Origin of the sequence: Streptomyces wuyuanensis (assembly GCF_900103455.1) — a bacterium.
GTDB lineage: Bacteria > Actinomycetota > Actinomycetes > Streptomycetales > Streptomycetaceae > Streptomyces > Streptomyces wuyuanensis.
Map to the genome: position 1 here is coordinate 63,873 of NZ_FNHI01000024.1, position 26,095 is coordinate 89,967.

General features: G+C 72.8%; 18 protein-coding genes. 9 read left to right on the plus strand and 9 right to left on the minus strand.

The genetic code is table 11. The features are described from left to right. Window positions 1–86: 86 nt before the first annotated feature. A complete protein-coding gene (locus tag BLT82_RS29165) occupies window positions 87–998 on the minus strand; it encodes a Gfo/Idh/MocA family protein (RefSeq protein ID WP_093660199.1) in 912 nt (303 codons plus the stop codon). Between the two features lie 499 nt (window positions 999–1,497). Here BLT82_RS29165 and glnII point away from each other — a divergent pair, with 499 nt between their 5' ends. Both glnII and BLT82_RS29180 read left to right on the plus strand, forming a co-directional pair. Then, the gene (gene glnII / locus BLT82_RS29170; RefSeq protein ID WP_093660201.1) at window positions 1,498–2,529 is read left to right on the plus strand and encodes a glutamine synthetase; all 1,032 of its coding nucleotides are present in this window, start codon (window positions 1,498–1,500) and stop codon (window positions 2,527–2,529) included. 599 nt (window positions 2,530–3,128) lie between these two features. Then, window positions 3,129–3,770: a winged helix-turn-helix domain-containing protein gene (locus tag BLT82_RS29180; RefSeq protein WP_093660205.1), complete on the plus strand. Its 642-nt coding sequence runs from the start codon at window positions 3,129–3,131 to the stop codon at window positions 3,768–3,770. 67 nt (window positions 3,771–3,837) lie between these two features. On the opposite strand, the gene BLT82_RS29185 is transcribed toward BLT82_RS29180, so the two are convergent. Both BLT82_RS29185 and BLT82_RS29190 read right to left on the minus strand, forming a co-directional pair. Continuing rightward, window positions 3,838–5,313: a PepSY-associated TM helix domain-containing protein gene (locus BLT82_RS29185; protein ID WP_093660207.1), complete on the minus strand. Its 1,476-nt coding sequence runs from the start codon at window positions 5,311–5,313 to the stop codon at window positions 3,838–3,840. Between the two features lie 47 nt (window positions 5,314–5,360). Next, window positions 5,361–5,978 (minus strand): hypothetical protein, encoded by a 618-nt coding sequence (locus BLT82_RS29190; protein ID WP_167746120.1) that lies wholly within the window; start codon window positions 5,976–5,978, stop codon window positions 5,361–5,363. 234 nt (window positions 5,979–6,212) lie between these two features. Between BLT82_RS29190 and BLT82_RS29195 the strand changes: the two genes are divergently transcribed. Both BLT82_RS29195 and BLT82_RS29200 read left to right on the plus strand, forming a co-directional pair. Continuing rightward, window positions 6,213–7,205, plus strand: a complete 993-nt coding sequence (locus BLT82_RS29195) for an NAD-dependent epimerase/dehydratase family protein (protein WP_093660211.1) — start codon at window positions 6,213–6,215, stop codon at window positions 7,203–7,205. 286 nt (window positions 7,206–7,491) lie between these two features. Beyond that, on the plus strand, window positions 7,492–9,030 hold the full coding sequence (locus BLT82_RS29200) for a DUF1996 domain-containing protein (RefSeq protein ID WP_093660213.1): 1,539 nt from the start codon (window positions 7,492–7,494) through the stop codon (window positions 9,028–9,030). Between the two features lie 115 nt (window positions 9,031–9,145). Here BLT82_RS29200 and BLT82_RS29205 read toward each other — a convergent pair whose 3' ends face one another. Next, window positions 9,146–9,616: a hypothetical protein gene (locus tag BLT82_RS29205; RefSeq protein WP_404205487.1), complete on the minus strand. Its 471-nt coding sequence runs from the start codon at window positions 9,614–9,616 to the stop codon at window positions 9,146–9,148. A gap of 111 nt (window positions 9,617–9,727) precedes the next feature. Here BLT82_RS29205 and BLT82_RS29210 point away from each other — a divergent pair, with 111 nt between their 5' ends. From BLT82_RS29210 to BLT82_RS29225, 4 genes are all read left to right on the plus strand, one after another. Next, the gene (locus tag BLT82_RS29210; protein WP_093660217.1) at window positions 9,728–10,540 is read left to right on the plus strand and encodes a tyrosine-protein phosphatase; all 813 of its coding nucleotides are present in this window, start codon (window positions 9,728–9,730) and stop codon (window positions 10,538–10,540) included. A gap of 30 nt (window positions 10,541–10,570) precedes the next feature. Continuing rightward, window positions 10,571–12,517 (plus strand): hypothetical protein, encoded by a 1,947-nt coding sequence (locus BLT82_RS29215; RefSeq protein ID WP_404205489.1) that lies wholly within the window; start codon window positions 10,571–10,573, stop codon window positions 12,515–12,517. 100 nt (window positions 12,518–12,617) lie between these two features. Then, window positions 12,618–13,523 carry a metal-dependent hydrolase gene (locus tag BLT82_RS29220; protein WP_093660219.1) on the plus strand — a complete coding sequence of 302 codons (906 nt, stop codon included), beginning with the start codon at window positions 12,618–12,620 and terminating at the stop codon, window positions 13,521–13,523. Between the two features lies 1 nt (window position 13,524). After that, the gene (locus BLT82_RS29225; protein ID WP_093660221.1) at window positions 13,525–14,589 is read left to right on the plus strand and encodes a PDR/VanB family oxidoreductase; all 1,065 of its coding nucleotides are present in this window, start codon (window positions 13,525–13,527) and stop codon (window positions 14,587–14,589) included. Window positions 14,590–14,640: 51 nt separating this feature from the next. Here the strand turns inward: BLT82_RS29225 and BLT82_RS29230 are convergent, their stop codons facing one another. After that, window positions 14,641–15,024, minus strand: a complete 384-nt coding sequence (locus tag BLT82_RS29230; protein WP_167746121.1) for a hypothetical protein — start codon at window positions 15,022–15,024, stop codon at window positions 14,641–14,643. Window positions 15,025–15,086: 62 nt separating this feature from the next. Here BLT82_RS29230 and BLT82_RS29235 point away from each other — a divergent pair, with 62 nt between their 5' ends. Further along, window positions 15,087–15,830 (plus strand): TetR/AcrR family transcriptional regulator, encoded by a 744-nt coding sequence (locus BLT82_RS29235; RefSeq protein WP_093660223.1) that lies wholly within the window; start codon window positions 15,087–15,089, stop codon window positions 15,828–15,830. Between the two features lie 28 nt (window positions 15,831–15,858). On the opposite strand, the gene pulA is transcribed toward BLT82_RS29235, so the two are convergent. From pulA to BLT82_RS29255, 4 genes are all read right to left on the minus strand, one after another. Next, the gene (gene pulA, locus BLT82_RS29240) at window positions 15,859–21,186 is read right to left on the minus strand and encodes a pullulanase-type alpha-1,6-glucosidase (RefSeq protein WP_093660225.1); all 5,328 of its coding nucleotides are present in this window, start codon (window positions 21,184–21,186) and stop codon (window positions 15,859–15,861) included. Between the two features lie 245 nt (window positions 21,187–21,431). Continuing rightward, window positions 21,432–23,120, minus strand: a complete 1,689-nt coding sequence (locus tag BLT82_RS29245; protein WP_093660227.1) for a carbohydrate-binding module family 20 domain-containing protein — start codon at window positions 23,118–23,120, stop codon at window positions 21,432–21,434. Window positions 23,121–23,349: 229 nt separating this feature from the next. Next, window positions 23,350–24,426: a LacI family DNA-binding transcriptional regulator gene (locus BLT82_RS29250; RefSeq protein ID WP_208868074.1), complete on the minus strand. Its 1,077-nt coding sequence runs from the start codon at window positions 24,424–24,426 to the stop codon at window positions 23,350–23,352. After that, entirely contained in the window at window positions 24,411–26,087 is a 1,677-nt protein-coding gene (locus BLT82_RS29255; protein WP_093660229.1) for a glycoside hydrolase family 13 protein, read from the minus strand. Before BLT82_RS29255 ends, BLT82_RS29250 begins: the two co-directional genes overlap by 16 nt. Between the last annotated feature and the right edge of the window lie 8 nt (window positions 26,088–26,095).

Below are 26,095 nucleotides of genomic sequence, written 5' to 3' on the forward strand. Positions count from 1 at the left end.
GGGACGGCGGACACCCACCGGGACGGCACCGTCTCTCACCCCCGCCGCGCCGGGCCCTCGGCAGCAGACGTCCCGCCGGGCCGAGTTCAGCTCCCGTCGGCCTCCGCCCGCGACTCCCCCAGCCTCTCCTCGGCCTGCGCCAGGATCTCCGTGATCCGCAGTCCCAGACGTACGTCGCAGGCGTGCGGATCCCCCGTGCGGGCCGAGTCCAGCAGGGCGTCGACCGCCGAGCCGAACGAGCCGACGGCGTCGCTCCACGCCGGCATGGCGACCCGCCCGCGCTCCCCGTACAGGTCGATGCTCGCGCCGGCCGCCTCGGGAGGGGCGCTCAGGCCCACGGTCGCCGTGCTCGACGCCCCCGACGCGTGCCGGAAGGCCAGATGGACCGTGTCCGCCTGACCGCGCAGCGCGGTCAGGTCCGTGACATCGCCGAGCACCGGCAGCAGCACGGACAGCGCATGGGGGCCGACGTCCCACAGCCCACCCTTCTCCCGACGCCAGGGCGAGGCGGCGTACGGACTCGCCGAGCCGTGTCCGAAGAGCGAGCCGAGCCAGTGCGCCCGGCCCGTCAACCAGCCGCCCGCGGTGGCCTGTTCGGCGATCCACGGGGCCGTGTCCGCGGCGAACCGCAGCGTGCAGAAGACGACGGACGCGACACCCGAGCCCTCCACCGCCGCCACCACGTCACGGGCCCCGGCCACCGTCGTCGCCACCGGCTTGTCCAAGAGCAGATGCCGTCCGGCGGCGGCCGCGCGGGCCGCCAGCGGGGCCTGGACGTCGGGCGGCAGGGCGAACGCTACGGCGTCGCTCGCCTCGATGAGGGCGTCCACCTCCTCGTACGCTGTGACCCCGTGGGCCCCCGCGAGCGCGGCGGCGGCCTCCGGGCGCCGCCCCCACACGCCGCTGAGGACGGCCTCCGGGTGCGCGGCGAGAGCCGGTGCCTGGGTGCGCTCCGCCCAGGGGCCCGTTCCGATCAGTCCGATCCGCGGCTTCGTCATGCGGCCAGTCTGCACCGGGGACGGGACCACCGGCGGGAGAGCGGTTCGAGCAGAAAACGGCTCGCGGACCAGAGACCCCAGACCACGAACCACGAACCACGGCCCACGGCCCACGAACCACGGCCCACGAACCACGGCCCACGGATCGCGGACACGACGACCACGGATCGCGTGGGCGTATACGACGTGTTCGGCACCGCGGCAGAGGGGCCCGCGCAGCACTTCTCGTGCCCACCGGTTCGCGTCGTCGCCGACCGCCCAGGAGGCGGGCGCGTCCCCGAGGGTCCGGGGGAACCGGCGAACCCTCCCTCCCCGCGTGCCCTGCCGGGAACCGCCGCGAATCCGTTTGCCCGCGGTCCGCGGGCAGCCGGGCGCGCGGAGGTCGCCAGCCTCGTCGCATCGCCGAGTAACACGGGGTTCACAATCGAGCAATGGCCGGGAAATCCTGGGTTGCGAAGCTGCGCCTCATACCCGCTGCACCCGCAAAGGATGAGGGCCCGTGACCATCAAGGCTGAGTACATCTGGATCGACGGCACCGAGCCGACCGCGAAGCTCCGCTCGAAGACGAAGATTCTGACGGGTTCCGCCGCAGACGTCTCCGAGCTTCCCATCTGGGGCTTCGACGGATCCAGCACCAACCAGGCCGAGGGTCACGCGTCCGACTGCGTGCTGAAGCCGGTCTTCTCGTGTCCCGACCCGATCCGCGGCGGCGACGACGTGCTGGTGCTGTGCGAGGTCCTCAACACGGACATGACCCCGCACCCGTCCAACACCCGGGCCCAGCTGGCCGAGGTGGCGGGCAAGTTCACCGCGCAGGAGCCGATCTTCGGCATCGAGCAGGAGTACACCTTCTTCGACCGGGACCGTCCGCTCGGTTTCCCCGTCGGCGGCTTCCCGGCCCCGCAGGGCGGCTACTACTGCGGTGTCGGCGCCGACGAGATCCACGGCCGTGACGTCGTCGAGGCGCACCTGGAGAACTGCCTGAAGGCGGGTCTCGGCATCTCCGGCATCAACGCCGAGGTCATGCCGGGCCAGTGGGAGTTCCAGGTCGGCCCGCTGGCGCCGCTGGAGGTCGCGGACCAGCTGTGGATCGCCCGCTGGCTGCTGTACCGCACCGCCGAGGACTTCAACGTCTCCGCCACGCTCGACCCGAAGCCGGTGAAGGGCGACTGGAACGGCGCCGGCGCGCACACCAACTTCTCGACGAAGGCGATGCGCGAGGGCTACGACGCCATCATCACCGCGTGCGAGTCGCTGGGCGAGGGCTCCAAGCCGCTGGACCACGTGAAGAACTACGGCGCCGGCATCGACGACCGCCTGACCGGTCTGCACGAGACGGCCCCCTGGAACGAGTACAGCTACGGCGTCTCCGACCGCGGCGCCTCGGTGCGCATCCCGTGGCAGGTCGAGAAGGACGGCAAGGGCTACATCGAGGACCGCCGTCCGAACGCGAACGTCGACCCGTACGTGGTGACCCGCCTGCTGGTGGACACCTGCTGCTCCGCTCTGGAGAAGGCCGGCCAGGTCTGATCCCGCAGCCGCTTCGGAAGGGGCGCCCGCCGGTCATCCGGCGGGCGCCCCTTCCGTTTCGCCGGCGGTCGGGTGCTTCCGCCGGGCGGGCGACCCCTCGGCGTTGTCGGTGGCACGAGACCGGGGTCCTGGAGTGGCCATCACCGTGACGCCGCCGGACTGGCGCAGGCGCCTCGTGGACTGAGGGCGCGCGGGTGGCGCGGGTGGCGCGGGTGGCGCGGCGGCACTGGCCGAAAGGGATCGGGGTGGTGTCCGTCTCGTGAGAGGAGTCTGCTGCCGTTCCGTGTCATCTGCTTGAATGGGGGAATGGCCAGCCTTCGGAGCAGTGTGACGGGTCGCAGCGACCTCGAGCCGTTCTGGCCTTCCCGCCAGCACCACGACTTCGACCGTGTGTGTTGCCGCGCGATGAACGCGTCGGCCCTCTAAAGCTTTTCCGGAAGCTCCGTTTCCCCGGACACCGGCCGGTCTCCAGTGACCCGCCCGGCGGTCCGGGCACTTCCCGGGCCTTCGGCCGACGCGCACGACGTACGCACCTCCGTCCGTTCCGCCGCCCGGCCGTACCCGGCCGGCGACTCCTCGCGCGAAAGAGCTGACCTCTCATGGCGAACTCCCGTTCCTTCTCCGCCGCGACCGTCCCCAGTCCCGCGACCGTCCCCAGCCCGGCAGCCGGCGGGCAGCACCGCCACCGGCTCCGGGCCGTCGACCCGGACGAGGTGGTGCACGTGGCGGACTTCCTCCCGCCGGGCGCCACCTGGCTGCCGGCGCCCCAGCACACCGTCCCCTCACTCCCGGGCCGGCCACCGATGGTCGGCTACCTCGTGCTCGTCCCGGCGGACCAGCAGCCGCCGCTCCTGGCATCGGCGACCCCGGTGGCTGCTCCGGTCCCGGGCCCCGGTTCCGCGTCCTCCGTCACGGAGCGGGACGCGGACCGGAGCGGTCCGGACGCGGACGGCGGTCCGGCGGGCCCCGTCCGTGTCGACTCCGCACGGCGCACGGCGGCCGTCGGCGAACGGGAGCTGGACCTCACGTATCTGGAGTTCGAGCTGCTGGCGCATCTGGTCGCGCACCCGCACCGGGTGCACACCCGCGACCAGTTGGTGACCACGGTATGGGGCTACGGCCACGTGGGCGACGGCCGCACCGTCGATGTCCATGTGGCGCGGCTGCGCCGCAAGCTGGGCGCCGAGCACCGCCACACGATCCAGACCGTGCGGCGGGTCGGCTACAAGTACGCGCCCTGACGGGCCCGGGGCTCGGAGAGGCCCGGGGAAGCGGAAGCACCGCGGTCCCCGGGCCGGCCTCGCTCCGTCAGGCCGCCGGGGACCGGCGCCGTGCCCGGGCCACCAGGCCCAGGGCGATGTCGACGGCGAGGAAGACCAGAAGGCTGATGCCGAGCATCGGCACGAACCAGCCCACCAGCACGGTCACAGCGGCGAGGGGCATCATCGCCGTCACCGGGACCCTGCGCCACGCCCCGCGCGGCACGGGACGCCCGAATCGGAAGGATCCGCCGGAGGGGGTTCCGGCGTCGTCCCCGGCGCCGGACTGCCGGTCCCTGGTCGGGCGGCGCTGCCACCACATGCGGTAGCCCCAGACGATCAGCATGATCAACGCGACCATGAGGGCGGCCAGGACGAGCTGGTTGACCAGGCCGAACAGCACGCCCATGTGGGCGTCGATGCCGAACCGGGTCAGCTTCGCGAGCAACGGGTAGTCGGCGAACCGGAGTTCGTCCATGATCCGCGCGTCGGCGGGGTCGATCGCGACGGAGTCCAGGTGGACCGGGAAGGTGGCGTCGGTCTCCTTGACGACGTAACCGCTGCCGTCGGCGGGGAGGATCACCGAGATCCGGCCCTCCACCCCGACCCCCGCGGCGGCGGCGACCGCGTTGTCGATGCCGATGTCAGCGCCCTGGTGGGCGCCCCCGTGGCCGCCGTCGCCGTGGCCCTCGTGCTCGCCGCCGCCCGCGGCCGCGCCGTCGAGGGTGGCGGAGACGACCGGGGTCGCGCCACCGAGCTGGTCCTGCACCGCGCCGATGTTCTCGCCCGCGTACTTCGACCAGGTCAGACCGGTGGCGGAGAGCAGCACCAGTCCGGCCACGGCCCACAGGCCGACGGAGCCGTGCCAGGACAGGGTGCGGCGGCGGCCCTTGGCGCCGCGTTCGGGCACGAGCAGGGCCCGCTTCGACGCCCGCTTGCGGCCGATCCACAGCAGCAGCCCGCCGAGGGCGACCACCCACAGCCAGCTGGCCGCGAGTTCGCTGTAGTTGCGGCCGAGGTCGCCGAGGTGCAGATCGCGGTGCAGCTCGTCGATCCAGGTGCGCAGCGGGAGCGCGCCGGAGCTGCCGTAGCTGGGCAGTTCGCCCCGTATCTCGGCGGTGTACGGGTCGACGAAGACGGCCAGCGACTTGCCCTCCTCGACCTCGGGACTGCTCATCAGGACGCGGGTGGTGGCCCCGTCGTCGGCGGAGGGCCAGACCGCGGTGACGGTGCCCTCCGGGTGTGCCTTCCGGGCCGCGGCCACCTGGGAGTCGAGGGGTAGCTTCCGCTCGCCGACGTCGGTCGTCAGCTCATGGCTGTAGACGATCTTCTCGGCCTGGAAGGAGAGGGCGTAGAGCAGTCCGCTGGTGGCGGCGACCAGCAGGAGCGGGGCGATGAGGATGCCGGCGTAGAAGTGGAGGCGCAGCACGAGGGGTCGCAGGGCGCTCCAGGTGGAGCGCTTCTCCGCTGCGGCGGACGCCTCGGGGGTGTCGGCACTGCCCCGTACGGGGTCGTCAATGGCCATGGTGGTCCTAGGAGTCGGCGTTGACATGGGGATTTCGGCCCCCGGTGTCAGACGAGTGCTCCAGGGGCCGTGGCGCGGGTGACCGGGCCGACGGGCGGACCGCGCCGGGAGAGGCTGTGCGTGAGGACGACGCCGTGGAGACGCCGGGTGCGGTGGCCGGGCCGCGGGGGCCGGGCCGGTTCGGGGACGCGTACGACGGCGAGAAGCAGCCGCAGCGGTGCGAACGGGGCGGCGCAGACGGTGCCGACTGTCCGGGCCAGCCGGAAGAAGGCCGCCTCGCCCCGGGCGAGCCAGAGTGCGCACACCGCGGCGCCGAGGACGTGGGCGGCGAGCATGCCGGCGGGGCCGGTGGCGAGCTGGGTCGAATGCGCGGCGATGTCGGCGAAGAGGGTGCCGGCGGAGTGCGCGGACGAGGCGCCCGACATGACGGCGTCCACCGCCGGGGCGCCGTCGGCGAGCACGGAGTCCGCTGCCGCCGTCCCGGTCCCGCCGCCGATGTGGTGGTGCGGGGCGGTGTGGCCCGCGGCATGGGGCTCGGAGCGGGCGAAGAGCAGATGGAGGGCGCCCTGGACGCCGAGCAGGGCCGCCCCGATCGGGAGCGGGCCCCGGCGCCGGGTGCCCGCGAACCATCCCCCGGCCGCGGTGAGAGCGAGCGCGCCCAGCACGGCGACAGGCGGAAGATCATGCCCGGATGTGAACGAATGCCCCACCGCAGCCAAAGTCACGCACACCGCCGCGAATAGTGCGGCTCGGAGGGCGCGCATCGGCGACCGGGCATCCGTCATGGCCCGCACATGGTGCCATCCCGCGGCGCCCTTCCGGCAGACGGGGGCACGGACCGATTCTTCCCGCAGCGGAATCGCGCACGTCAGCGGGGGCGAGCGGGCACCCTCGACACCATGAGACTTCTGGTGCTGGGCGGTACGGAGTTCGTGGGGCGGGCCGTCGTGGAGGCGGCACTCGCTCGCGACTGGCAGGTGACGGTGTTCCACCGGGGGCGGCACGAGGCTCCGGCGGGCGTGCGGGTGCTGCACGGCGACCGGATCGCGCCCGACGGACTCGGCGCGCTCTCGGAGGGCGAGTGGGACGTCGTCGTCGACACCTGGTCGGCGGCCCCGTCCGCCGTCCTCGCCTCGGCGCGGCTGCTCGCGGACCGGGTCGGCCTCTACGTCTACGTGTCGAGCCGCTCGGTCTACGCGTGGCCCCCGGCCGCGGGGCTGGACGAGGACGGCCCGCTGGTGGAGGGCGCCGCGGCGGACGCCGGAGCCACCGACTACGCGCACGACAAGCGGGGCGGCGAGATGGCCGTGACGGAGGCCTTCGGCGCGGACCGGTCGCTGCTGGTGCGCGCGGGGCTGATCCTCGGACCGTGGGAGAACGTGGGCCGGCTGCCGTGGTGGCTGAACCGGGTCGCGAGCGGCGGACCGGTGCTCGCGCCCGGGCCGCGGGACCTGCCGGTGCAGTTCATCGACGTGCGCGACCTCGCGCTGTGGACCCTCGACGCGGCGGAGAAGCGGCTCACCGGCCCCTTCAACCTGGTGTCGCCGCCCGGCCACACCACGATGGGCGAGCTGCTGGAGGCCTGCGTCCGGGCGACCGGCTCCGCCGCGGAGCTGCGCTGGCTCGACGAGCGGACCATCGCCGGCGCCGGGGTCGAGCCCTGGACGGACCTGCCGATCTGGATCCCGCGCGGCGAGCTGTACGACGCGATCCACGACGCGAACGTCTCCAGGGCCCGTGCGGCCGGGCTGCACTGCAGGCCCGCCGAGGAAACGGTCGCCGACACCTGGGCATGGCTCCGTGAGCTGGGCGGGATCGCTCCCCAGCGCCCGGACCGCGCACCGGTCGGCCTGTCCCCGGCCCAGGAGTCGGCACTGCTCGGCGACTCCTGAGCACGGGGCGGTTCGCCGCACGCCACATCCCGCCACACACCTGCCCCGCCGTGCGCAGCGCCGCCCCGCCGCAGTCCCGTGGTGGCGACCGGTGTGCCGCGGGTGTGCGTGCCGGGAGGGCGTGCCCGCGAGGTTTGGGCAACCTCCGCCGTGGGCACGCCCGTTGGCACCCGGTGAGATCCGTTTTGCGAATGGAGTTTTCTACGAATTCCGGTCCCGCCTGAACGTGGTGCCGCGCGCGTCCGTATGGAACGGCGCGCTGCTCCCACCCCGGGATTGGAGTTCCATGGCACGCACAACACGCAAACGCTCAACGCTGGCAAACCGGGCGATCGCCGCATCGGCTGCCCTGATTCTGGGCGGGGGTGGGCTGATCGCGGTCAACGTCTACGCATCTGCGGGTGAGAGCAGCGGTCAGAACCCCAACGGGACCCAGGCCGCCGGCCAGTCGGTGTCCACCATCGACTGCCCGGACGTCGGAAACGAACTGGGAGAGGTGCCGCAGCAGGAGCGCGGCAACGTCGACCGCGAACTCGCCACGCTGGACACCCAGATCACCACGGCGTACCAGCGGTTCGCCGACCTCAAGCAGCGGATCGAGAGCGACCGCCAGTACGGGCAGCAGCAGATCCTCACGCCGTTGAAGAACGAGCGGACGGTGATCCTCCAGCGGATCGCCGCACTCATCGAGCGCGGCAACGCCCCCAGGCCGCAGAACCTCGAGTCCATGGCGCCGTGCACCCTGAGGGCAGACGACAACGACGGGCAGAACCAGGGCGACGGCCAGAACCAGGGCGACGACCAGGGTCAGAACGGCGGCCAGGACGGCGGCGACCAGGGCGACGGTCAGGACCAGGGCCAGGACGACGGCGGTCAGGACGGCGGCGACCAGGGCAACGGCAACGGCGGTCAGGCCGGCAACGGCCCGGAGCAGTCCGACTTCGTCGACATCCAGTCCGTCCAGCCGAACGTCAGCAAGCCCCGGAACCGGAGCGGCGCCTCCCGGGGCACGTTCACGACCAGCTGCGGCGTCAACGAGAACGGCAAGTTCAACCCGGACAACGTGATCGTCGCGCCCGGTGTCGCCAACGGCGCCCACCACATGCACGACTACGTGGGCAACCAGGCCAACGACGCCTTCGCCAGCGACGACGACCTCGCCAACGGGCAGACCACCTGTGCCAACCAGGGCGACAAGTCGACGTACTACTGGCCGGTACTGCGGCTGCAGAACGGGCAGCAGGAGAACGACGCCAACGCGGACGGCGGCGGCAAGGACCAGAACGTCGGCGAGATCCAGACGCCGTCGCAGGTCACGCTGAACTTCGTCGGAAACGCGCGGTCCAAGGTGACGGCGATGCCGCGGTTCCTGCGGATCATCACCGGCGACGCCAAGGCGTTCGTCAACGGCAACGCGAACGCGAACGCGTCGTGGAGCTGCACCGGCTTCGAGGACCGCCAGCTGAAGGACAAGTACCCGATCTGCCCCGAGGGCAGCCAGGTGGTGCGGACGTTCAAGTTCCAGAGCTGCTGGGACGGCCAGAACACCGACAGCGCCAACCACCGCACCCATGTCGCCTTCGCCCAGGCGAACGGCGCCTGCCCCAACGGCTTCCGGGCCATCCCCCAGCTCGTGCAGCGCATCGTCTACGACGTGCCGCCGCCGGTCTTCGACGGGGCCAACCCGAGCGTCTTCGCGGTCGACTCCTTCCCGGAGCAGCTGCACAAGCCCATCACCGACCACGGCGACTTCATCAACGTCTTCGACCAGAGGCTGATGAACAAGGTGGTCAACTGCATCAACACCGGACGCAAGTGCCGCTGACGCTCTCCGAGCCGGCGCCGATCCCCGGGCTCCCCGCCTGAGTCCCGGGGTTCGGCGCCACCTTCCGCCGAACCCCTCCCCGCCCGTCCCCCTCCCCCATACCTGCGCGGCCTGCTCAGTGATGGCCGGAGTGCTCGTCCTCGTTCCCCCCACTGCCGGCACTGCTCCCCGAGTGCCCGCCATGCGAGGCACCGCTCTCCACGGTCCCACCGAGCCGGCCGCGCAGTGCTGTCACGACCTTCTCGTCGCCCACCGCGACCCACTTCCTGCCGACGAGGTACGAGCCGCCGTAGTCGTTCGCCTCGTTGATCCACTCGCGCTGGCCGCGGTCGGTGGCGAAGGTGGCGAGGACGTACTTGCCGTCCTCCGTCGCGCAGTTCGCCTGCCGCAGCTCCTTCGCGTCCGTCTGGATGTTCGGCTTGCACTCGGCCTGCTTCGCCAGCTGCTCGAGGCTCCCGGACGCCGTCTTCGGCACCTCGGTGGCCTCGTCCGCGTCCCCGCCGCAGGCGGTGAGGGCCGTGGCGGCCGTCAGTGCCAGCGCGGCCAGGGCCATCGGAGTGGTGCTTCGAGCTCGTCGCGTACTCATCCGGCCATCGTGCCCGGTCGGCGGCCCGGTGTGGAGAGGAACGGGGAGTAACGTGCCGCACGTCGCACCCGCACCTGCCGACCCACGCGCACCGTGGGAGAAGCCGCCGCCATGCCCGCGATCCCCGCCACCTCCGTGGCGAATCTGCGCGACCTCGGCCCGACTCCGCTCACCGGCGGACGTGTCCTACGGCCGGGGCTGCTGCTGCGGTCCGGGCAGCTCGACCGCATGGACGCCGCGGCGGACCCGGTGGTGGCGGCCCTGGGCATCACGACCGTGTTCGACTTCCGGACGGAAGGCGAGCGCCGGGCGCGGCCCGACCGGCTTCCGCCGGGCACCCGGGTGCTGGCCGCCGATGTGCTGGCGGACTTCCTGGACTCCGGCACGGTGCCCGCGGCCGCACGGCTGAAGGAGGTGCTCGGGGACCCCGCGGCCGCCGAGCGGGAGCTGGGCGGGGGCCGGGCGCACGCGCTGTTCGCCGACACCTACCGGGCGTTCGTCTCCACGGAGTCCGCCCGGCGCGGTTACGGCGCGTTCCTCGAAACCCTGGCGGAGCCGGACGCGGGGACCGTGCTGTTCCACTGCACGGCGGGCAAGGACCGCACCGGCTGGGCCGCGGCCGTCGTGCTGGGACTGCTCGGCGCGGACGAGGCCACCGTCGAGGCGGAGTACCTGTCCGTGAACCCGGCCGTCCGGCAGGCGTTCGCGCCACTCGTGGAGGGCTTCACGGCCCAGGGCGGCGACCCGGAGATCGCGCTCACCGTCGTCGGTGTGACACGGGACTACCTGGCCGCCGCGCAGGACGAGATGGCCAGGCGCTACGGCTCGCTGGAGCGGTACGTGAGGGACGGGCTCGGGGTCGCCGACGGGACGGTGGACCGGATCCGCGCCCGGCTCACCGAGCCGGCCGGCCGGGGCTGGTGACTATCGCAGTATTCGCTCGTTCTGCTCAAGGTGAGCACCCAGGAACTCGCCCCCGCCGCCGTCGACGTGGAGCAGGCCGAGGCCGCGCTCGTGGAGCACTATCCGCGCCTCGTGCGGATCGCCTACCTCGTCCTGCCGCCCTCCCTCGGCCGCAACCGCCGCGTGCTGACCGCCCACTGGATCGTGCAGCGCTCGCTGCCGCGCGGCCGCGCCGCCCGGCTTCCCCAGGCCGGTGAGGCACGGGTGCCGGCCCCGAGGGGCACGGCCGCGCCGGGGTACGGGTACGTCCGCGGGCGGGTGCTGCGGCAGGCGCTGGACGCGGGCCTTCCGCTGCGGCGGCGGGCCTGGCCGAAGCGGGTGCAGTTCCCGCCGCTGCTGCCCCAGGTGTGGGGGCTGCGGCTGTTCCCCCGGTCCGGCGGCGCCGATGAACTCGCCCTGGACCAGCGGCTGTCCGCGCTGACCGGGGCGGCCCGCGCCGCGTTTGTGCTGCGCGCCCTCGAGGGGCTGCCGGACGCGGCGGTACGGCAGGTCCTGACCGGCGCCGGGGTCGTGGACCCGCACGCGGCACTCGCGGCGGCGGACGGGGTCCGCACCCCGGAGGGCAGGACCGCGGTCGACCTGCTGGGCTCCCCGGAGTTCGACCCCTGCTCCCTGCAGGCGCGGCCGACCGATCTGGTGCGCCGCCGCCGGCACGCGAAGGCGGCGCTCGCGGCGGCCGCTGCCGTGCTGGTGTGCGGCACCCTGCTGGGTCTGCCGGGGGAGGGATGGGCGCCGGCCGAGGCGGCCGCTCCGCTGTACGCGCGCCATCCCGCGTCCGAGGCGGCGCTGGATCCGGCCCGGCTGCAGCGGGCCGGCGCCGTCGCCTGGCGGAGTTCCAGCCGCACCGACTTCTCGGTGTGGCCCGCCCGGGGTGCGCTGACGGGGGACCGCGCGCTGCTGCGCAGGGCACTCGCCGTATGGGCGCGGCCCGGTGCGACGGTGCAGGTGTCCGCGACGCCCGGCACCCCGCCGGGGCCGCCGATGGGGGCCCCGCAACTGCTGTTCGCGGGTGAGGTGGGCCGGGCCCGGGTGGTGCTGTTCCACGACGGGCTGCGCGTCGTGCGGTACGCGGAGCCCGACGGGGGTACGACCGGCGGGCCGGCGCTGGACCTCGCGCGGACCGACTCGGCGGACGCGGCCACCGCCGGGGCGCTGCTGGTCGGCCGCGGCCGCGGCGAGGTCCGCTATCTGACGGCCCCCTGGGTGAGTGCGGCATCGGTACGGGATCTGCTCGATCCGGACGCGGAGCCCCGGGCGCTGCGGCGCGACGCGCACGGGGTGACCGAGGCGCTGCCGAGCCCGGCCGAGGCCCGCGAGTGCCGGTCGTGGCACTCGCTGGAACTGGCCGGGGGCGGCCCACGGCGGCTGCTCACGGATCTGGGCGAGATCGTCCCGGCCCGGCTGACCTGGGGCCCCCCGCTGTCCGCCGGCGACGTCCCGGACGCTTCAGAGGAGGCGCGTACCGCCTGGGCGCGCACGGCCTGCCTGCTGCCCACGATGCGTTCCGGCGGGGTTCGGGAGGTCAACGCCTGGCCGTACACGCGGCAGTGGCTGCCGGACGGGAACGGCAGAGCCGCCTGGCTGTGCACCCGCGCCGAGACCTGGCGCGGCACGGGCGGCCGGGTGTTCGCCCAGTTCCAGCCGCCGCTGTCGGGGCCGCCGGCCGCGTCGCCGGGTGTGGTGGTGGCCCGTTCCGAGGTGTCGCCGGCGTGCGGGCCGCGGGACCCGCGGGTGCTGGCGGGCGTGCTGTGGAAGTCCCGCACGGGCCAGTGGTACGTGCTGGCCGCGGGCAGTGAGGACGTCGCCTCCGTGCGCACGTCCGGTGGGGCCACCGGCAGCGCGGGGGGCAACCACCTCGTCGTACCGGCGAGTCAGGGGGTGCGGGTGGAGCTCGACGGCCGTCTCGCGGACGGCACTCGGATCCCCGCCCTGCGCTGAACACCGCGCCGGGCCACGGCCGGAGCGGTCCTCCACGAGGCCGCCGGTTCCTTGCCGCACAAGGCTGTCGCCGCGGCGTACCCATAAGTACATTGACAACATGTCTAATACGCAGCCGGTCACGGTGGCGTCGGAACACACGGCGCTCAAAGCCCGCAAGGTCGCCTTCGCCTGGGAGGACACGCCCCTCCACTGGGTGCCGGGCGATCCCTTCACCACCCACACCATCAATGTGCTGCACCTGCTGCTCCCGGCCGGCGAACGCTGGTTCGTCCACGTCTACAAGCAGGTACTGCCGCACATCCGCGACGACCGGCTGCGCGAGGACGTCATCGGCTTCATCGGCCAGGAGGCGGTGCACTCCCAGGCCCATGACGACGTGCTGCCCCACCTCAGGGCGCTCGGCCTCGATCCGACCCCGTACACCGCCCAGGTCGACTGGTTCTTCGAGAAACTGCTGGGCGACCGGACCCTGCCGCCGGGAAAGGCGCGGGACTGGTGGCTCAAGGAGCGTGTCGCGCTGATCGCCGCGATCGAGCACTACACGGCGTTCCTCGGCGACTGGGTGCTCGGGGCCGAGGAACTGGACCGGCAGGGCGCCGACCCGGTGATGCTCGATCTGCTGCGCTGGCACGGCGCGGAGGAGGTCGAGCACCGCTCGGTGGCCTTCGACCTCTTCATGCACGTCGACGGCGGCTACCGCCGCCGGGTGCGGACCTGGGCCGCGGCCTTCTCCGCCCTCGCCTTCCTCTGGCAGCGCGGCACCCGCTTCTTCATGGCGAACGACCCCACACTGCTCGACCGCAGGGCGAGCTTCCGCGACTTCCACGACGGCGGCAGGCGGGGCGTCCTGCCCTCCACCCCGGCGATGCTGCGTTCGATCCCGCGCTACCTCAGCCGTACCTACCACCCGAGCCAGGAGGGCAGCACCGCGCAGGCGCTCGCCTACCTCGCCTCCTCCCCCGGCGCCAACGGCCTGCCGCACCCCGCGAACGGGGGCCGCTGACATGACCCGCCCGCTGACCGTGGCACTCGTCGCCGGCGGCGCCCTGCTCGCCCGGCGTGCCCTGCGCCGCCGCATAGGAGCCTCCCCGCTGTGGCCGATGCCCGCGCTGGAGGAGCCCGTATCGGGCCGGCGCAGGGAGAATCGCCGTCCCTCCTCGCACCGGGTGCTGGTCGCCGAACGCACCGAACCCGCCGAGGGCGTGGTCCGGCTGAGGCTCGAGGGGGCGGACCTGCCGCCCTGGGAGCCGGGGGCGCACATCGACGTCGTCCTGCCCTCCGGAGCCGTACGGCAGTACTCGCTGTGCGGCGATCCGGACGACCGCGGCGCGTACACCATCGCCACCAGGGTGCTGGAGGGCGGCCGCGGTGGCTCGCGCGAGCTGCGGGAACGGCTGCACGAGGGAACGGAGATGGAGATCCGGGGCCCGCGCAACCGCTTCCCGCTGGTCGCCGCGCCCTCGTACCTCTTCGTCGCCGGAGGCATCGGCATCACCCCTCTGCTGCCGATGGTCCGGGCGGCGGAGCGTGCGGGCGCCGACTGGCGGCTGATGTACTGCGGGCGGAGCCGGGCCTCCATGCCGTTCCTCGACGAACTGGAGCAGGCGGGGGCGGACGGCGGGCGGGTGACGGTCGTCGCGGAGGACGAGTCGGGGCCGCCCGGTCTGGCGTTCCTCGGCGGACTGCCCGCGGAGACCGCCGTGTACTGCTGTGGTCCCGAAGGCCTGATGGACGCGGTCTCCGGCGCGCTGGGCGAGGCCCGCGCACCGCATCTGGAGCGGTTCACCGCCTCGGCCGCCGTGCCCGGCGGGGCCTTTGCGCTGGAACTCCGCCGCTCCGGACGGGTGCTGACCGTCCCGGCCGACCGTTCGGTGCTCTCCGTCGTACGGGACGAACTGCCGAACGTCTCCTACTCCTGCACCCAGGGGTTCTGCGGCACCTGCCGACAGCGGGTCCTGGAGGGCGAGATCGACCACCGGGACGAGCTGCTCACGGACGCCGAGCGGGAGGACTCGATGCTGATCTGCGTCTCGCGCTGCCGCGGCGGCCGGCTCGTCCTGGACCTGTAGGGACTTTCACCTGCGGGGACTTTCACGACACGCCCTGCGTCGCCGAGCCTCTCAGGGCAGCAGCAGCCAGTCCGCCGCCAGGGCCGCCACCAGGCCCGAGCCCAGCAGATACGTGCCGAGCCGGGTGCGGCCGTGGCGGCTCAGTTCGATGACGACTCCGCACAGGATCATGGCCAGTCCGTACACCCCGACCACGAGCACCGACGTCCGGCTGGCCAGCCGGACCGCCAGGACCACACCCAGCACCACGAGCACGACGGACGCGACGGCGATGCGGAGCACCCGGGCCTGACGGGGAGTCAGACCCTCCGGCTCCGGTACGGGCGCGTCCGCGGACGGGGGCACGGGCGCGACCGCGGGTGCCGGCGCGTCCGCGGGCGGTGGCACGTCCGCGAGTGGTGCCGGCGCAGGTGTCTCCTGGTCAGAAGCGGTCATGTTCCGGAGCGTACCCGCCGAGCGCCGGACGGCGTCCGACGCCCGGCCGTTAGGCTGTTCGCATGACGACCGGGGTTCGCCGCAGGATGGGCGTCGAAGAGCGCAGGCAGCAGCTGATCGGGGTGGCGCTGGAGCTGTTCAGCCACCGCTCCCCCGACGAGGTGTCGATCGACGAGATCGCCGCCGCCGCGGGCATCTCGCGCCCGCTGGTCTACCACTACTTCCCCGGCAAGCAGAGTCTGTACGAGGCGGCGCTGCGGCGGGCGGCGGAAGACCTCGCGAACCGTTTCACGGAGCGGCCCGAAGGACCGCTCGGCGCACGGCTGCTCAGGGTGATGCGCCGGTTCTTCGACTTCGTCGACGAGCACGGGCCGGGCTTCTCCGCCCTGATGCGGGGCGGCCCCGCGGCCGGCACCGGTACCGGCACCACCAGCGCGGTGATCGACGGGGTACGTCATGCGGCCTACGAGCAGATCATGGCCCATCTCGGCGTCACGGACCCGGCGCCGCGGCTGCGGCTGGTCGTCCGGTCCTGGGTGTCGCTGGCCGAGTCCACGGCCCTGATCTGGCTGGAGGGGCGGGACGTGCCGCGCGCCGAACTCGAGCTGCAACTGGTCCACGACTTCGCGGCGCTGGTGGCGGTCCCGGCGGCCTACGACCCGGACATGGCGGCCGTGCTGACGCGCATCATGCAGGACGAGCCGGCCGACGGGCCCTTCGGGGACCTCGTCGGCCGGCTCGTGGCCCTCGTGCCGCGGGCGCCGGGGACGGCGCCCGCGACCCGGGTTCCGCAGCAGCGCGCCTGAGCCCGGGGGCCCGGCGCGCCGCCGCGCGTCAGCCGCGGGTGAAGACGGCGACCGTGCGTCCCGGCACCGCGAAGGTGCCGGTGGCGCCCTCGTACGACGCCGACTTGACCACCGTGTCGGCACCTCCCGCCTGGACCGGGTGCAGCCCGTAGGACGTGCCCGCGAGGGCGCCGATCCGCTGGGTCCGCCGGTCCGGCGTGGCGTTGAACACCACGACCAGGTCGCCGAGGCGCATGGTGATCACGCCCGGGGTCTCGTCCTTCCCCGACAGCGGGAAGGACAGGGCCGACTGCACCTCGTCCGCCGAACCGAGTCCGAACGCGTCCTCCGTCGTGCGGATCCTCAGCAGATCGCGGTAGGCGGCGGAGGTGCCGGTGATCTCCGCGCAGCCGGGCTTCAGCGTGGGCGCGGTGAGCAGCGGCTTGGCGTACGGCCACTTGGGCTTGTTGTCGGCCGCCGGCGGCAGGCCGCGGCCGAAGCCGTTGCCGTCGCGGCAGTCCCAGTGGACGGGGTTGAACCAGTCGCCGCTGTCGTAGGAGTTGCGGTCCAGCGACTTCGACCGGAGGAGGTCGGTGCCGGCCTGGGACAGCGCGGGCCCCTGCGAGAGCGCGGCCGTCGCCATCGCGAGGACCTGCATCCGGGCGCGGCCGGACGCGGAGACGGACGGCGGCAGCTTGAAGGCCAGTGCGTCGTAGAGCGTCTCGTTGTCGTGTGCGTCCGCGTAGGCCAGGGCGTCACCGGGCACGGCCGAGTAGCCCGCCGGTGAGCCGTTGTAGTCGACCTCGGAGCCCTTGACCGTACGGCCCCTGGTGTCGGTGAAGGTGTACGACGCCAGGTTCCCGGACAGCCCGACCTTGATCAGGTCCTGGTAGTGCAGCAGCCGGGCCCGCTGCTCGGCCGGAGTGCCGTTGGCCCCGGAGGCGTTGGGCTCCGTGAACAGACCGGAGGCGAAGCCCTGGACGCCCGGGTCCTCGTCGAACGGGCCGCCGCCGCGGACGGCGTCCCGCGCCCGGTCGGAGAAGGTCGCGATCCCCGTGCCGGCCATGTTCTTCTGGGTGGCCTGGACGAAGCGGACGTCGTCCGCGATCTCGCCGAAGTTCCACCCCTCCCCGTACAGGATGATCTTCCTCCCGTCGACACCGTCCTTCTCGACGGTGAGCGAGTCGAGGGCCTTGCGGACGGCGAGCATGTTCGCCTTCGGGTGGTGGCCCATCAGGTCGAACCGGAAGCCGTCGACCTTGTAGTCCTTCGCCCAGGTGACGACCGAGTCCACGACGAGCTTGCCCATCATGGTGTTCTCGGGCGCGGTGTTGGCGCAGCAGGTGGACGTGGCCACGGATCCGTCGTCGAGGAGCCGCTGGTAGTAGCCGGGGACGATCCGGTCCAGCACGGACTTCTCCGACTGGCCGCTCGCGACGGTGTGGTTGTAGACGACGTCCATGACGGTCCGCAGTCCGGCGCCGTTGAGCCCCTGCACCATCCGCCGGAACTCGACCGTGCGGCGCGTGCCCTCGGGGTCGGAGGCGTAGGAGCCCTCGGGGACGGTGTAGTGCAGCGGGTCGTAGCCCCAGTTGTAGGCGTCCTTCGCGGCCGCCTTCGCGACGCAGGCCTGCTGCTCCTCGGAGTCCGGCGCGTACACCTTCAGATCGCAGTCCGGCACCGCCTGGTCCGACTTCCTCTCCGGGATGGTCCCGATGTCGAAGGCGGGCAGCAGGTGGACGTAGGAGGTGCCGCTCTTCGCGAGCGACGCCAGGTGCTTCATCCCGGCCGAGTCGCGCTCGGTGAAGGCGAGGTAGCCGCCCTTGTGCTTGGCGGTGCGGTCGGCGACCGAGAAGTCGCGGACGTGCAGCTCCTGGATCTGGGCGTCCTTCAGCGGCGCGGCGGCGGGCTTGCGCAGTGTGGACCAGCCCTCGGGCGCGAGCTTCGGGTCGGCGAGGTCGACGATGAGGCTGCGGGCGGAGTCCGTGGTGAGGGCGGTGGAGTACGGGTCGGTGACCTTGTTGGTGACCAGCTTGCGCACGCTGGGCGCCCAGACGGTCACGGCGTACCGGTAGGGCTTGCCCCGCCAGCCCGCCGGCCCGGTGACCGACCAGACGCCGGAGGCGTCGTCGCGGCGCATCGGGACGGTCTTCCCGTCGAGTTCGAGGGCGACCTTGCGCGCGGTGGGCGCCCACACGGACAGCGTCGGGCTGCCCTTGCGGAACACCGGTCCGAGCGCGGCCTTCTGCGCCCTGCCCGCGTACAGGTCGTCGAGCACGCCCGGGATCTGCACGCCGGTGGCGGCGAGCAGGGCGCCCGCCGCGTTGCGCTGGGTGGCGATCAGCTGGCCGCGCAGGGCGTCCTCGACGCGGTCGCGGTCGCGCGGGTCGACGGTGAAGGCGGGGAAGTCCTTCAGATGCGGGAACCTCGCCTTCTGGGCGTCGGTCAGCGTCGACGGGGCGAGGCGCAGCCACTGCCCCTCGTCGGAGAGCGCACCGTCGACCACGTCGATGCCGCCGCCGGGTGCGTACACGAGCTGCTGGCTCGTGGCGTCGGTCGCCTTCACCTTCCAGACGACGGTGCTGCGGTCGATGAACTGCGCCTCTGCCTTCGACAGGTCCGGCGCGGGCGCACCGCCGCTCATGGGGAGCAGGTACTTCGGCTGGCCTGCGAGCATCCACACCTCGCGGCCGTGGCTGCCGAAGGACAGCGACTGGTCGGTCGGCAGGTCCTTCTCGTCGCCCTTGTGGACGATGTAGCTGAGCGAGCCGGCGCCGTCGGCGAGCGGGACCTCGAAGGTGACGCCGTACGCGTCCTTCCGGACCGGCATCAGCGGCTTCGACCAGTCGGTGGGCTCGGCGGCACCGGTCCAGGTGTGCAGGCCCCAGCCGTCGTAGTCACCGTCGGCCCGGTGGTAGTGGAGCACGGCCTTCTTCGGGTCCTGCGGCGGGCGGGCGCCGTCGGGAGCGGTGTCGGACTGGCCGTCCTGGCCCTGCGTGATCCAGACCTCGCCGGTCCGGCCGAGGTCGATGCTCCGCTGCGGTCCGTCGGCAGTGCCGTCCTTCTCGACGGTGTACGCGAGGGTGGAGGCGCCCTCGGGGACCTTGACCCAGGCGAAGGCGCCCCAGGCATCGCGGCCGGTGAACGCGGCCGTGGTCCCGGCGGCCTTCAGCTGCGCGCCCTCGTAGTCCCCGTCGGCGCGCTTGTAGTGGACGACCGCGTGGGTGCGCTCGACGGCCGTGGGTTTCTCGGGCGGCGGGACCTGGCCGGCCGTGGTGGCGGCGAGGGCGCTCGCGGTGCGGCCGAGGCTGTCGACGACGACCGCCTTGTAGCGCAGGGGCGTTCCGGCTGCCGCGGTGATGTGCTGGGTGACCTTGTACGGGGCGTGGTCGGCGGTGCCGAGGGTGCGCCACTTGCCGTTGCCGACCTGCGCGGCGAACACGACCCGGTTGAGCCGCCCGCCGTCGGTGCCGGCGGAGATCTCGACGGTGCCGGTCGCCCCGGCGGCCGGGGCCTTGAGGATGAGGGTCGGCTTGGCGGCGGGGGGCGCGAGGGGCCCGGTCGCGCGCAGCACCAGCGACGACAGCGCGGGCACGGTGACGGTGATCTTCCCGTCGGCGGCGCGGACGGTGCCGGAACCGCCGTACAGCGCCCGGAACTCCGCCGAGTCCACGGGCAGGGTCACGGTCTTCGCGGTGGTGGCGTTGTTGACGGCCACGAGGTACTCGACGGCTCCCGCGCGCTTCGTCGCGTCCGTGCGGGAGAAGGCGTACACCGAGTCCTTCGCGTACCGCTCCTGCTGGACGCCGTCGCGCAGCGCCGGGTGCTCACGGGTGAGCTTCGACAGCACCGAGATCGAGCGGTAGACGGGGTGCCCGGTGTCGTACGCGTCGTCGGCGTGGGTGCGGTCCGTGCCGAGCTGGTCGTCGTCGAGGTAGTCGGCGGTCTTGGAGGCGAAGAGGGTCTGGCGGGCGTCCTTGTCGCCGCCGGCGCCGGTGAAGCCCTGCTCGTCGCCGTAGTAGACGACCGGGTTGCCCCGGCTGAGGAACATCAGCTCGTTGGCGAGACGGGCCCGCCTCAGCAGTTCGGCGTCGCCGGCGGCGGGGTTGTCCTGCCTCAGGAAGGTGCCGATGCGGCCCATGTCGTGGTTGCCGAGGAAGGTGACCTGCTCGTAGGCGTTGGCCTTGTCGGTGGTGTACCGGTAGTCGTCGGCGAAGACCTTCGCGAGCCGGCCGGCGTCGGCGCCCTGCGAGGCGTAGGCACGGGCGGCGTCCTGGAAGGGGAAGTCGAGGGTCGAGTCCAGCCGGCCCCGGGTGACGTACGGCGAGGTCACCGACGTGTCGGCGGAGAACACCTCGCCAAACATGAAGAAGTCCTCGCGGCCCCGCTCGGCGGCGTACGCGTCGAGCGCGGTCGCCCACTGGGTCCAGAAGTCCAGGTCGACGTGCTTGACCGTGTCGATGCGGAAGCCGTCGATGTCGAAGTCGCGGACCCACTTCTCGTAGATCCGCTTCATGCCGTCGACGACCTCGGGCCGCTCGGTCCACAGGTCGTCCAGGCCGACGAAGTCGCCGTACTCGGCGCTCTCCCCGGCCCAGGTGGAGTCGCCCCGGTTGTGGTACATCGTCGGGTCGTTGAGCCACCCCGGGACCTTGGAGACGGCGCCCTCGCCCTTGACCGGGGTGTACGGGAAGGAGTCGGCGTCGACCGCGCCGCGCGGGATCCCCTCGCGGTCGTCGAACGGGCGGCCGTCCTTGTCGAGGTACGGGTGGGAGCCCTTGGGGCGGTAGCCGTAGGCCTTCTCGGCGTAGTCGACGGTGTCGGCGGTGTGGTTGGTGATGACGTCGAAGAAGACCTTCATGCCCTTGGCATGGGCCTTGTCGATCAGTGTCTCCAGGTCCCGGTTGGTGCCGAAGTGCGGGTCGACCTGGGTGAAGTCGGTGATCCAGTAGCCGTGGTAGCCGGCCGAGGCGTCCTTGCCGCTGCCCTGTACGGGGCGGTTCTTGAAGATGGGTGCCAGCCAGATGGCGGTCGTGCCGAGGCCCTTGATGTAGTCCAGGCGTTTGGTGAGGCCCTTGAGGTCGCCGCCCTGGTAGAAGCCCTTGTCGGTGGGGTCGTAGCCGGTCTCCAGGCGCGAACCGGCCAGTCCCCCGCGGTCGTTGGCGCGGTCGCCGTTCGCGAACCGGTCCGGCAGCACGAAGTAGAACTGCTCGCGGGTCAGATCGTGCCGGGCGGGCTGCGCGGCGAGCTGCGCGTCGGACGGTGGGGCGGGTGGCTTCGCCGCCGCGGCGGGCACGGCGGGCGCGAGCGCGGCGCACACGGCGACGGCCAGGCCGGCCGCCACCGTTCTGCGCCTGCCGCGCGAGGGGGGTATCACGAGGGTTCTCCTCACTGGTCGGGACTGGTCGGGACCCGGCAGGACTCGTCGGGACTCGTCGGGAACGGAGGCTGTGTGCTGAGCGCTGAGTGCCGCGGAGCTCACCCGCGCCGTACGGCGGCCGGGCCGGCCGCCGCGGGGGGACGGGCCCGGCCATGGGCGGTCCACCCGGCCGTGCACGCCCGGTGGGCCGGACGGGCTGCGGCGCGGGCCGTTCGTCCCGCCGCGCTCGCCCGGCCCCGGGGTCAGGACCGCCAGGTGTCGTCGAGGCTCACCCTGCCGGTCGGCGGGACCGTCGCCGTGCGGTTCGCCCCGGTCTCCCAGGTGACGTTGCCCGCGCCGTCCTTGCGCAGGTACTTGTACTGGAAGGAGGTACCGGCGGGGAGGCCGGCGTCGAGCTTCCACACGGGGTAGGCCGCCGGGTCGAGCTTGAGTGCACTGCTGGTGTTCCAGTTGCCGAGGGCGGCCTGGTCGCCGGTGACGTAGACGTCCTGGCCCGGGACGGTGGTGGCGTTGACCGCGAACGCGGCCCCGGAGGCGGTCGCCCCGCCACCGCAGTTCCTCGCACCGGCGTGCAGCGCGACCGCGGTGTTCGGGCCCAGGGTCCGGGTGAACTGGCCCGCCCCGTTCACCGTGACCCCCGTGCCCGACTGGACGTCGCAGTAGTCGCCGGCCGGGAGCGAGGTCTGGAAGGTGCGGGTCAGCGCGGAGGTCTCGTGGTTGATGGCGACGTACGCCTTGTCGCCCCGGCCGAACGCGATCGCGTCGGCTCCGTTGTCCCACCAGTTCGTGACGCCCTGACCGCGGGCCACGTTCCGGAAGGCGACCATGGAGGAGATCTCGCGCCAGGCGTGCTGGCACTTCCAGCCGTCGCTGTAGCAGGCGTTCACCGTGCCGCCGTTGGGCGGTCCCGCGTCCTTGTCGGACCACTCGTAGCCGGAGTGGACGTCCGGCGCGCCGTACGGCCAGGCCAGCATGAAGACGTTCGCCAGGGTGTAGTTGGCGCCGTCCTTGTAGTTGAGCGTGTCGCCACCGCGCTCGGTGTCGTGGTTGTCGACGAAGACGGCGGACCTGCCGCTCGTCATGTAGCCCCAGCCCTCGCCGAAGTTCTTGAGGTACGCCAGGTTCTCGTTGTTGAAGACGCGCTTGAGATCGCGGGCGTAGCGGAACTCCTGCACATCGCCGTTGCCGAGGTACTCGCTGGGCTGGACGGCCTCGCCGGCGCCGTGGATGGCCTCCTGCTTCCAGTACACCCCCGGGTTGGCGAGCTTGGACTTGATCGCGGCCAGGTCGGCGGCCGGCATGTGCTTGGCGGCGTCGACGCGGAATCCGTCGACGCCGAGCGACAGCAGGTCGTTCATGTAGCCCGCGATCTTGTTGCGGACGTACTCCTCGCCGGTGTCGAGGTCGGCGAGCCCGACGAGCTCGCAGTTCTGGACGTTGACGCGGTCCTGGTAGTTGGTGATCTGCGCGGTGCAGTCGTCCATGTCGGGGGCCGAGTACAGGCCGGGGTAGCCGTACTTGGTGTACGACGAGCCGCCCGTGCCCGTGCCGTTCCCGGCCGCCATGTGGTTGATGACGGTGTCGACGACGACCTTGACGCCCGCCGAGTGGCAGGCATCGACCATGTTCGCGAACGCGGCGCGGTCGCCCAGCCGCCCCGCGATCCGGTAGCTGACGGGCTGGTACGACGTCCACCACTGCCCGCCCTGTATGTGCTCCTGGGGCGGGGAGACCTGGACGTATCCGTAACCGGCCGGGCCCAGGGTGCCGGTGCACGCCTTGGCGACCGAGTCGAAGCGCCATTCGAAGAGGACGGCGGTGACGTCCTTGGTGCCGGGCGGGGCCGCCTGTGCTGCCCCGGGTGGCGCGATCACCGCGGCGGCCGTGCCCGCCACGACGGCGAGCGCGGCAGCCAGAGATCTGCTGGCCATGTGCTTCCTCCTGCGGCTCAGGAAGGGAGGTGGGAGGTTGTGAGCGAGGACTCCCGGGTGGGGGTTGAATGTTCTTGCTGCAAAACTGAAAGAGCCCTCTGCGCAGGTGACCGTAGGCCCGAACGGTTGCGCGGTCAACCGTCAGGACACATCCGGGAAACACGAACGCCATCTGCCTGCAAGGTTTTTCACCCTGCGGGCAGATGGCGTGGCGGCCGTCGCCGGCCGGTCAGCTCCGCGCCCGCGCCGTCGAGCCGCGTACCACCAGCTCCGGCTGGAAGACGTACTCGGTGCTCGGCACGGGGTTGCCGCGGATCTCCTCCAGCAGCGCGCCGACCGCCGCCGACGCCATGGCCTGGACCGGCTGCCGCACGGTCGTCAGCGGCGGGTCGGTGAAGGGGATCAGCGGCGAGTCGTCGTACCCGACCACGGACACGTCGCCCGGCACGTCCAGGCCGCGCTCCCGCGCCGCCCGGATCACCCCCAGCGCCATCATGTCGCTGCCGCAGACGATTCCGGTGCAGCCCGCGTCGAGCAGTTCGGCGGCGGCCGCGTGGCCGCCCTCGACGCTGAACAGGGTGTGCCGGACGTACCGTTCGGCGTCCGGGCCGGCCGCCGCCAGGAAGCCCTCCGTCTTCCGCCGCGACGGCACGTAGCGCACCGGGCCCACCGCGAGCCCGATGCGCTCGTGGCCCAATTCGGCGAGATGGCGCACGGCCATGCCCGCGGCCATGTGGTCGTCGGGCGAGACGAACGGCGCGGAGACCTGCTCGTTCCAGCCGTTGATGAGCACGAACGGAACCCGGCGCGCGGCCAGTTCGGCGTAGCGGCCCTGGTCCGCCGCCGTGTCGGCGTGCAGCCCCGAGAGGAAGACGATGCCGTCGACACCGCTCTCCTCCAGCTGCTCGACGAGCTCGTCCTCGCTGGCCCCGCCGGGCTGCTGGCAGCACAGCACCGGCGTGTAGCCGTGCCCGGCCAGCACCTGCTCGATGACCTGGGCGAACGCCGGGAAGATCGGGTTGGTGAGCTCGGGCACCACCAGTCCGATCAGTCCCGCGCTGCGCCGCCGCAGCCGCACCGGGCGCTCGTAGCCGAGGATGTCGAGCGCCGCGAGCACCCGGGTGCGGGTGGCCGCCGACACGCCGGGCTTGCCGTTGAGGACACGGCTGACCGTGGCCTCGCTGACCTCGGCCTGCGCGGCGATGTCGGTGAGCCGGGGAGCGGCCGCCCCCGCGGCGCCCCTCGGGCCTCGCGTCCGAACCCTGCCTGGCTCGCGCGGCCCGGGGATCGTCACACCGTCCACCACGCCGTGGCGTCCGCGGGCAGGACGGCGAAACCGTCGTTCACCGCGACCGGCGCACTGGCCAGCAGGAGCGCGCCGGGTGCGGGGAGGCGGACCGGCGCGCCCGTGGTGTTGGTGGTGCAGACGAACCCTTCGCGGGACAGGGCCAGGACGCCGTCAGGTGCGTCCAGCCATGTCACCGCTTCACCCGCGCCCAGGCCCGGGTGCTCTCGGCGGGCGGCCAGGGCCGCCCGGTACAGCTCCAGGGTGGATCCGGCCACCCCGGTCTGGGCCTCCACGCTCAGCTCGGCCCACTCGGCCGGCTGCGGGAGCCAGCTGCCGCCGCTGCCGAACCCGTACGACGAACCCTCGCGGGTCCAGGGGATCGGCACCCGGCAGCCGTCGCGGAAGCCGTCCTGCCCCTCCGCCCGGAAGAAGGACGGGTCCTGGCGCACCTCGTCCGGCAGGTCCGTGACGTCCGGCAGGCCCAGCTCCTCGCCCTGGTACACGTACGCCGATCCGGGCAGCGCCAGCATCAGCAGCGTGGCGGCCCGGGCCCGGCGCAGACCGAGCTCGCGGTCGCCCTGCTCGCGCAGCTGGGTGCCGAGGCCCGGCGGGTTGCCGAAGCGGGTGGCGTGCCGGGTGACGTCGTGGTTGGACAGCACCCAGGTGGTGGGCGCCCCGACCGGGCGCATCGCGGCGAGCGAGCCGTCGATGACCTCGCGCAGCTCCTTCTCGTCCCAGTTGGTGGTGAGGTACTGGAAGTTGAAGGCCTGGTGCATCTCGTCGGGGCGGACGTACAGCGCGGTGCGCTCCACGGTCGGGGTCCACGCCTCGGCGACGAGGACGCGCTCGCCCTCGTACTCGTCGAGGATCCGCCGCCAGGAGCGGTAGATCTCGTGGACGCCGTCCTGGTCGAAGAACGGCATGACATCGTTTCCGAGCAGCTTCAGCTGGTCGCCGGAGCCGATGTCGGGCAGTCCGGGTGCCTTGACCAGGCCGTGGGCGACGTCGACGCGGAAGCCGTCGGCGCCCAGGTCCAGCCAGAAGCGGAGGATCGAGCGGAACTCGTCCTGGACGGCCGGGTGCTCCCAGTTGAAGTCCGGCTGCTCCGGGGCGAAGAGGTGCAGGTACCACTCGCCGGGGGTGCCGTCCGGGTTCGCCGTCCGGGTCCAGGCCGGGCCGCCGAAGATCGACTCCCAGTCGTTGGGCGGCAGTTCGCCGTCCGCGCCCTTGCCGGGCCGGAAGTGGAACCGCTCGCGCAGCCGGGAGCCGGGGCCCTCGCGCAGCGCCTGCCGGAACCAGTCGTGCTGGTCCGAGCAGTGGTTGGGCACGAGGTCGACGATGATGCGCAGGTCCAGGGCGTGCGCGCTGCGGATCAGCGCGTCGGCGTCGTGGAGCGTGCCGAACATCGGGTCGATGGCGCGGTAGTCGGCGACGTCGTAGCCGGCGTCGGCCTGTGGGGAGGCGTAGAACGGGCTGAGCCAGACCGCGTCGACGCCGAGCTCCTTGAGGTACGGGAGCCGGCTGCGTATCCCGGCGAGATCGCCCATGCCGTCGCCGTTGCCGTCGGCGAAGCTGCGCGGATAGACCTGGTAGATCACCGCGTCCCGCCACCATGGCGCAGGCTCGGCACGGTGGCCGGACGTCGTCGCGGTGGCGGGGGCAGCGAGGTGCTGGGTCATTTCATCCC

Bases quoted from the DNA above. Each gene is read 5' to 3' on its own strand.
- BLT82_RS29165 (WP_093660199.1), bottom strand. From the start codon at position 998: ATGACGAAGCCGCGGATCGGACTGATCGGAACGGGCCCCTGGGCGGAG.
- BLT82_RS29180 (WP_093660205.1), top strand. From the start codon at position 3,129: ATGGCGAACTCCCGTTCCTTCTCCGCCGCGACCGTCCCCAGTCCCGCG.
- BLT82_RS29185 (WP_093660207.1), bottom strand. From the start codon at position 5,313: ATGGCCATTGACGACCCCGTACGGGGCAGTGCCGACACCCCCGAGGCG.
- BLT82_RS29195 (WP_093660211.1), top strand. From the start codon at position 6,213: ATGAGACTTCTGGTGCTGGGCGGTACGGAGTTCGTGGGGCGGGCCGTC.
- BLT82_RS29200 (WP_093660213.1), top strand. From the start codon at position 7,492: ATGGCACGCACAACACGCAAACGCTCAACGCTGGCAAACCGGGCGATC.
- BLT82_RS29205 (WP_404205487.1), bottom strand. From the start codon at position 9,616: ATGAGTACGCGACGAGCTCGAAGCACCACTCCGATGGCCCTGGCCGCG.
- BLT82_RS29210 (WP_093660217.1), top strand. From the start codon at position 9,728: ATGCCCGCGATCCCCGCCACCTCCGTGGCGAATCTGCGCGACCTCGGC.
- BLT82_RS29220 (WP_093660219.1), top strand. From the start codon at position 12,618: ATGTCTAATACGCAGCCGGTCACGGTGGCGTCGGAACACACGGCGCTC.
- BLT82_RS29225 (WP_093660221.1), top strand. From the start codon at position 13,525: ATGACCCGCCCGCTGACCGTGGCACTCGTCGCCGGCGGCGCCCTGCTC.
- BLT82_RS29230 (WP_167746121.1), bottom strand. From the start codon at position 15,024: ATGACCGCTTCTGACCAGGAGACACCTGCGCCGGCACCACTCGCGGAC.
- BLT82_RS29235 (WP_093660223.1), top strand. From the start codon at position 15,087: ATGACGACCGGGGTTCGCCGCAGGATGGGCGTCGAAGAGCGCAGGCAG.
- BLT82_RS29245 (WP_093660227.1), bottom strand. From the start codon at position 23,120: ATGGCCAGCAGATCTCTGGCTGCCGCGCTCGCCGTCGTGGCGGGCACG.
- BLT82_RS29255 (WP_093660229.1), bottom strand. From the start codon at position 26,087: ATGACCCAGCACCTCGCTGCCCCCGCCACCGCGACGACGTCCGGCCAC.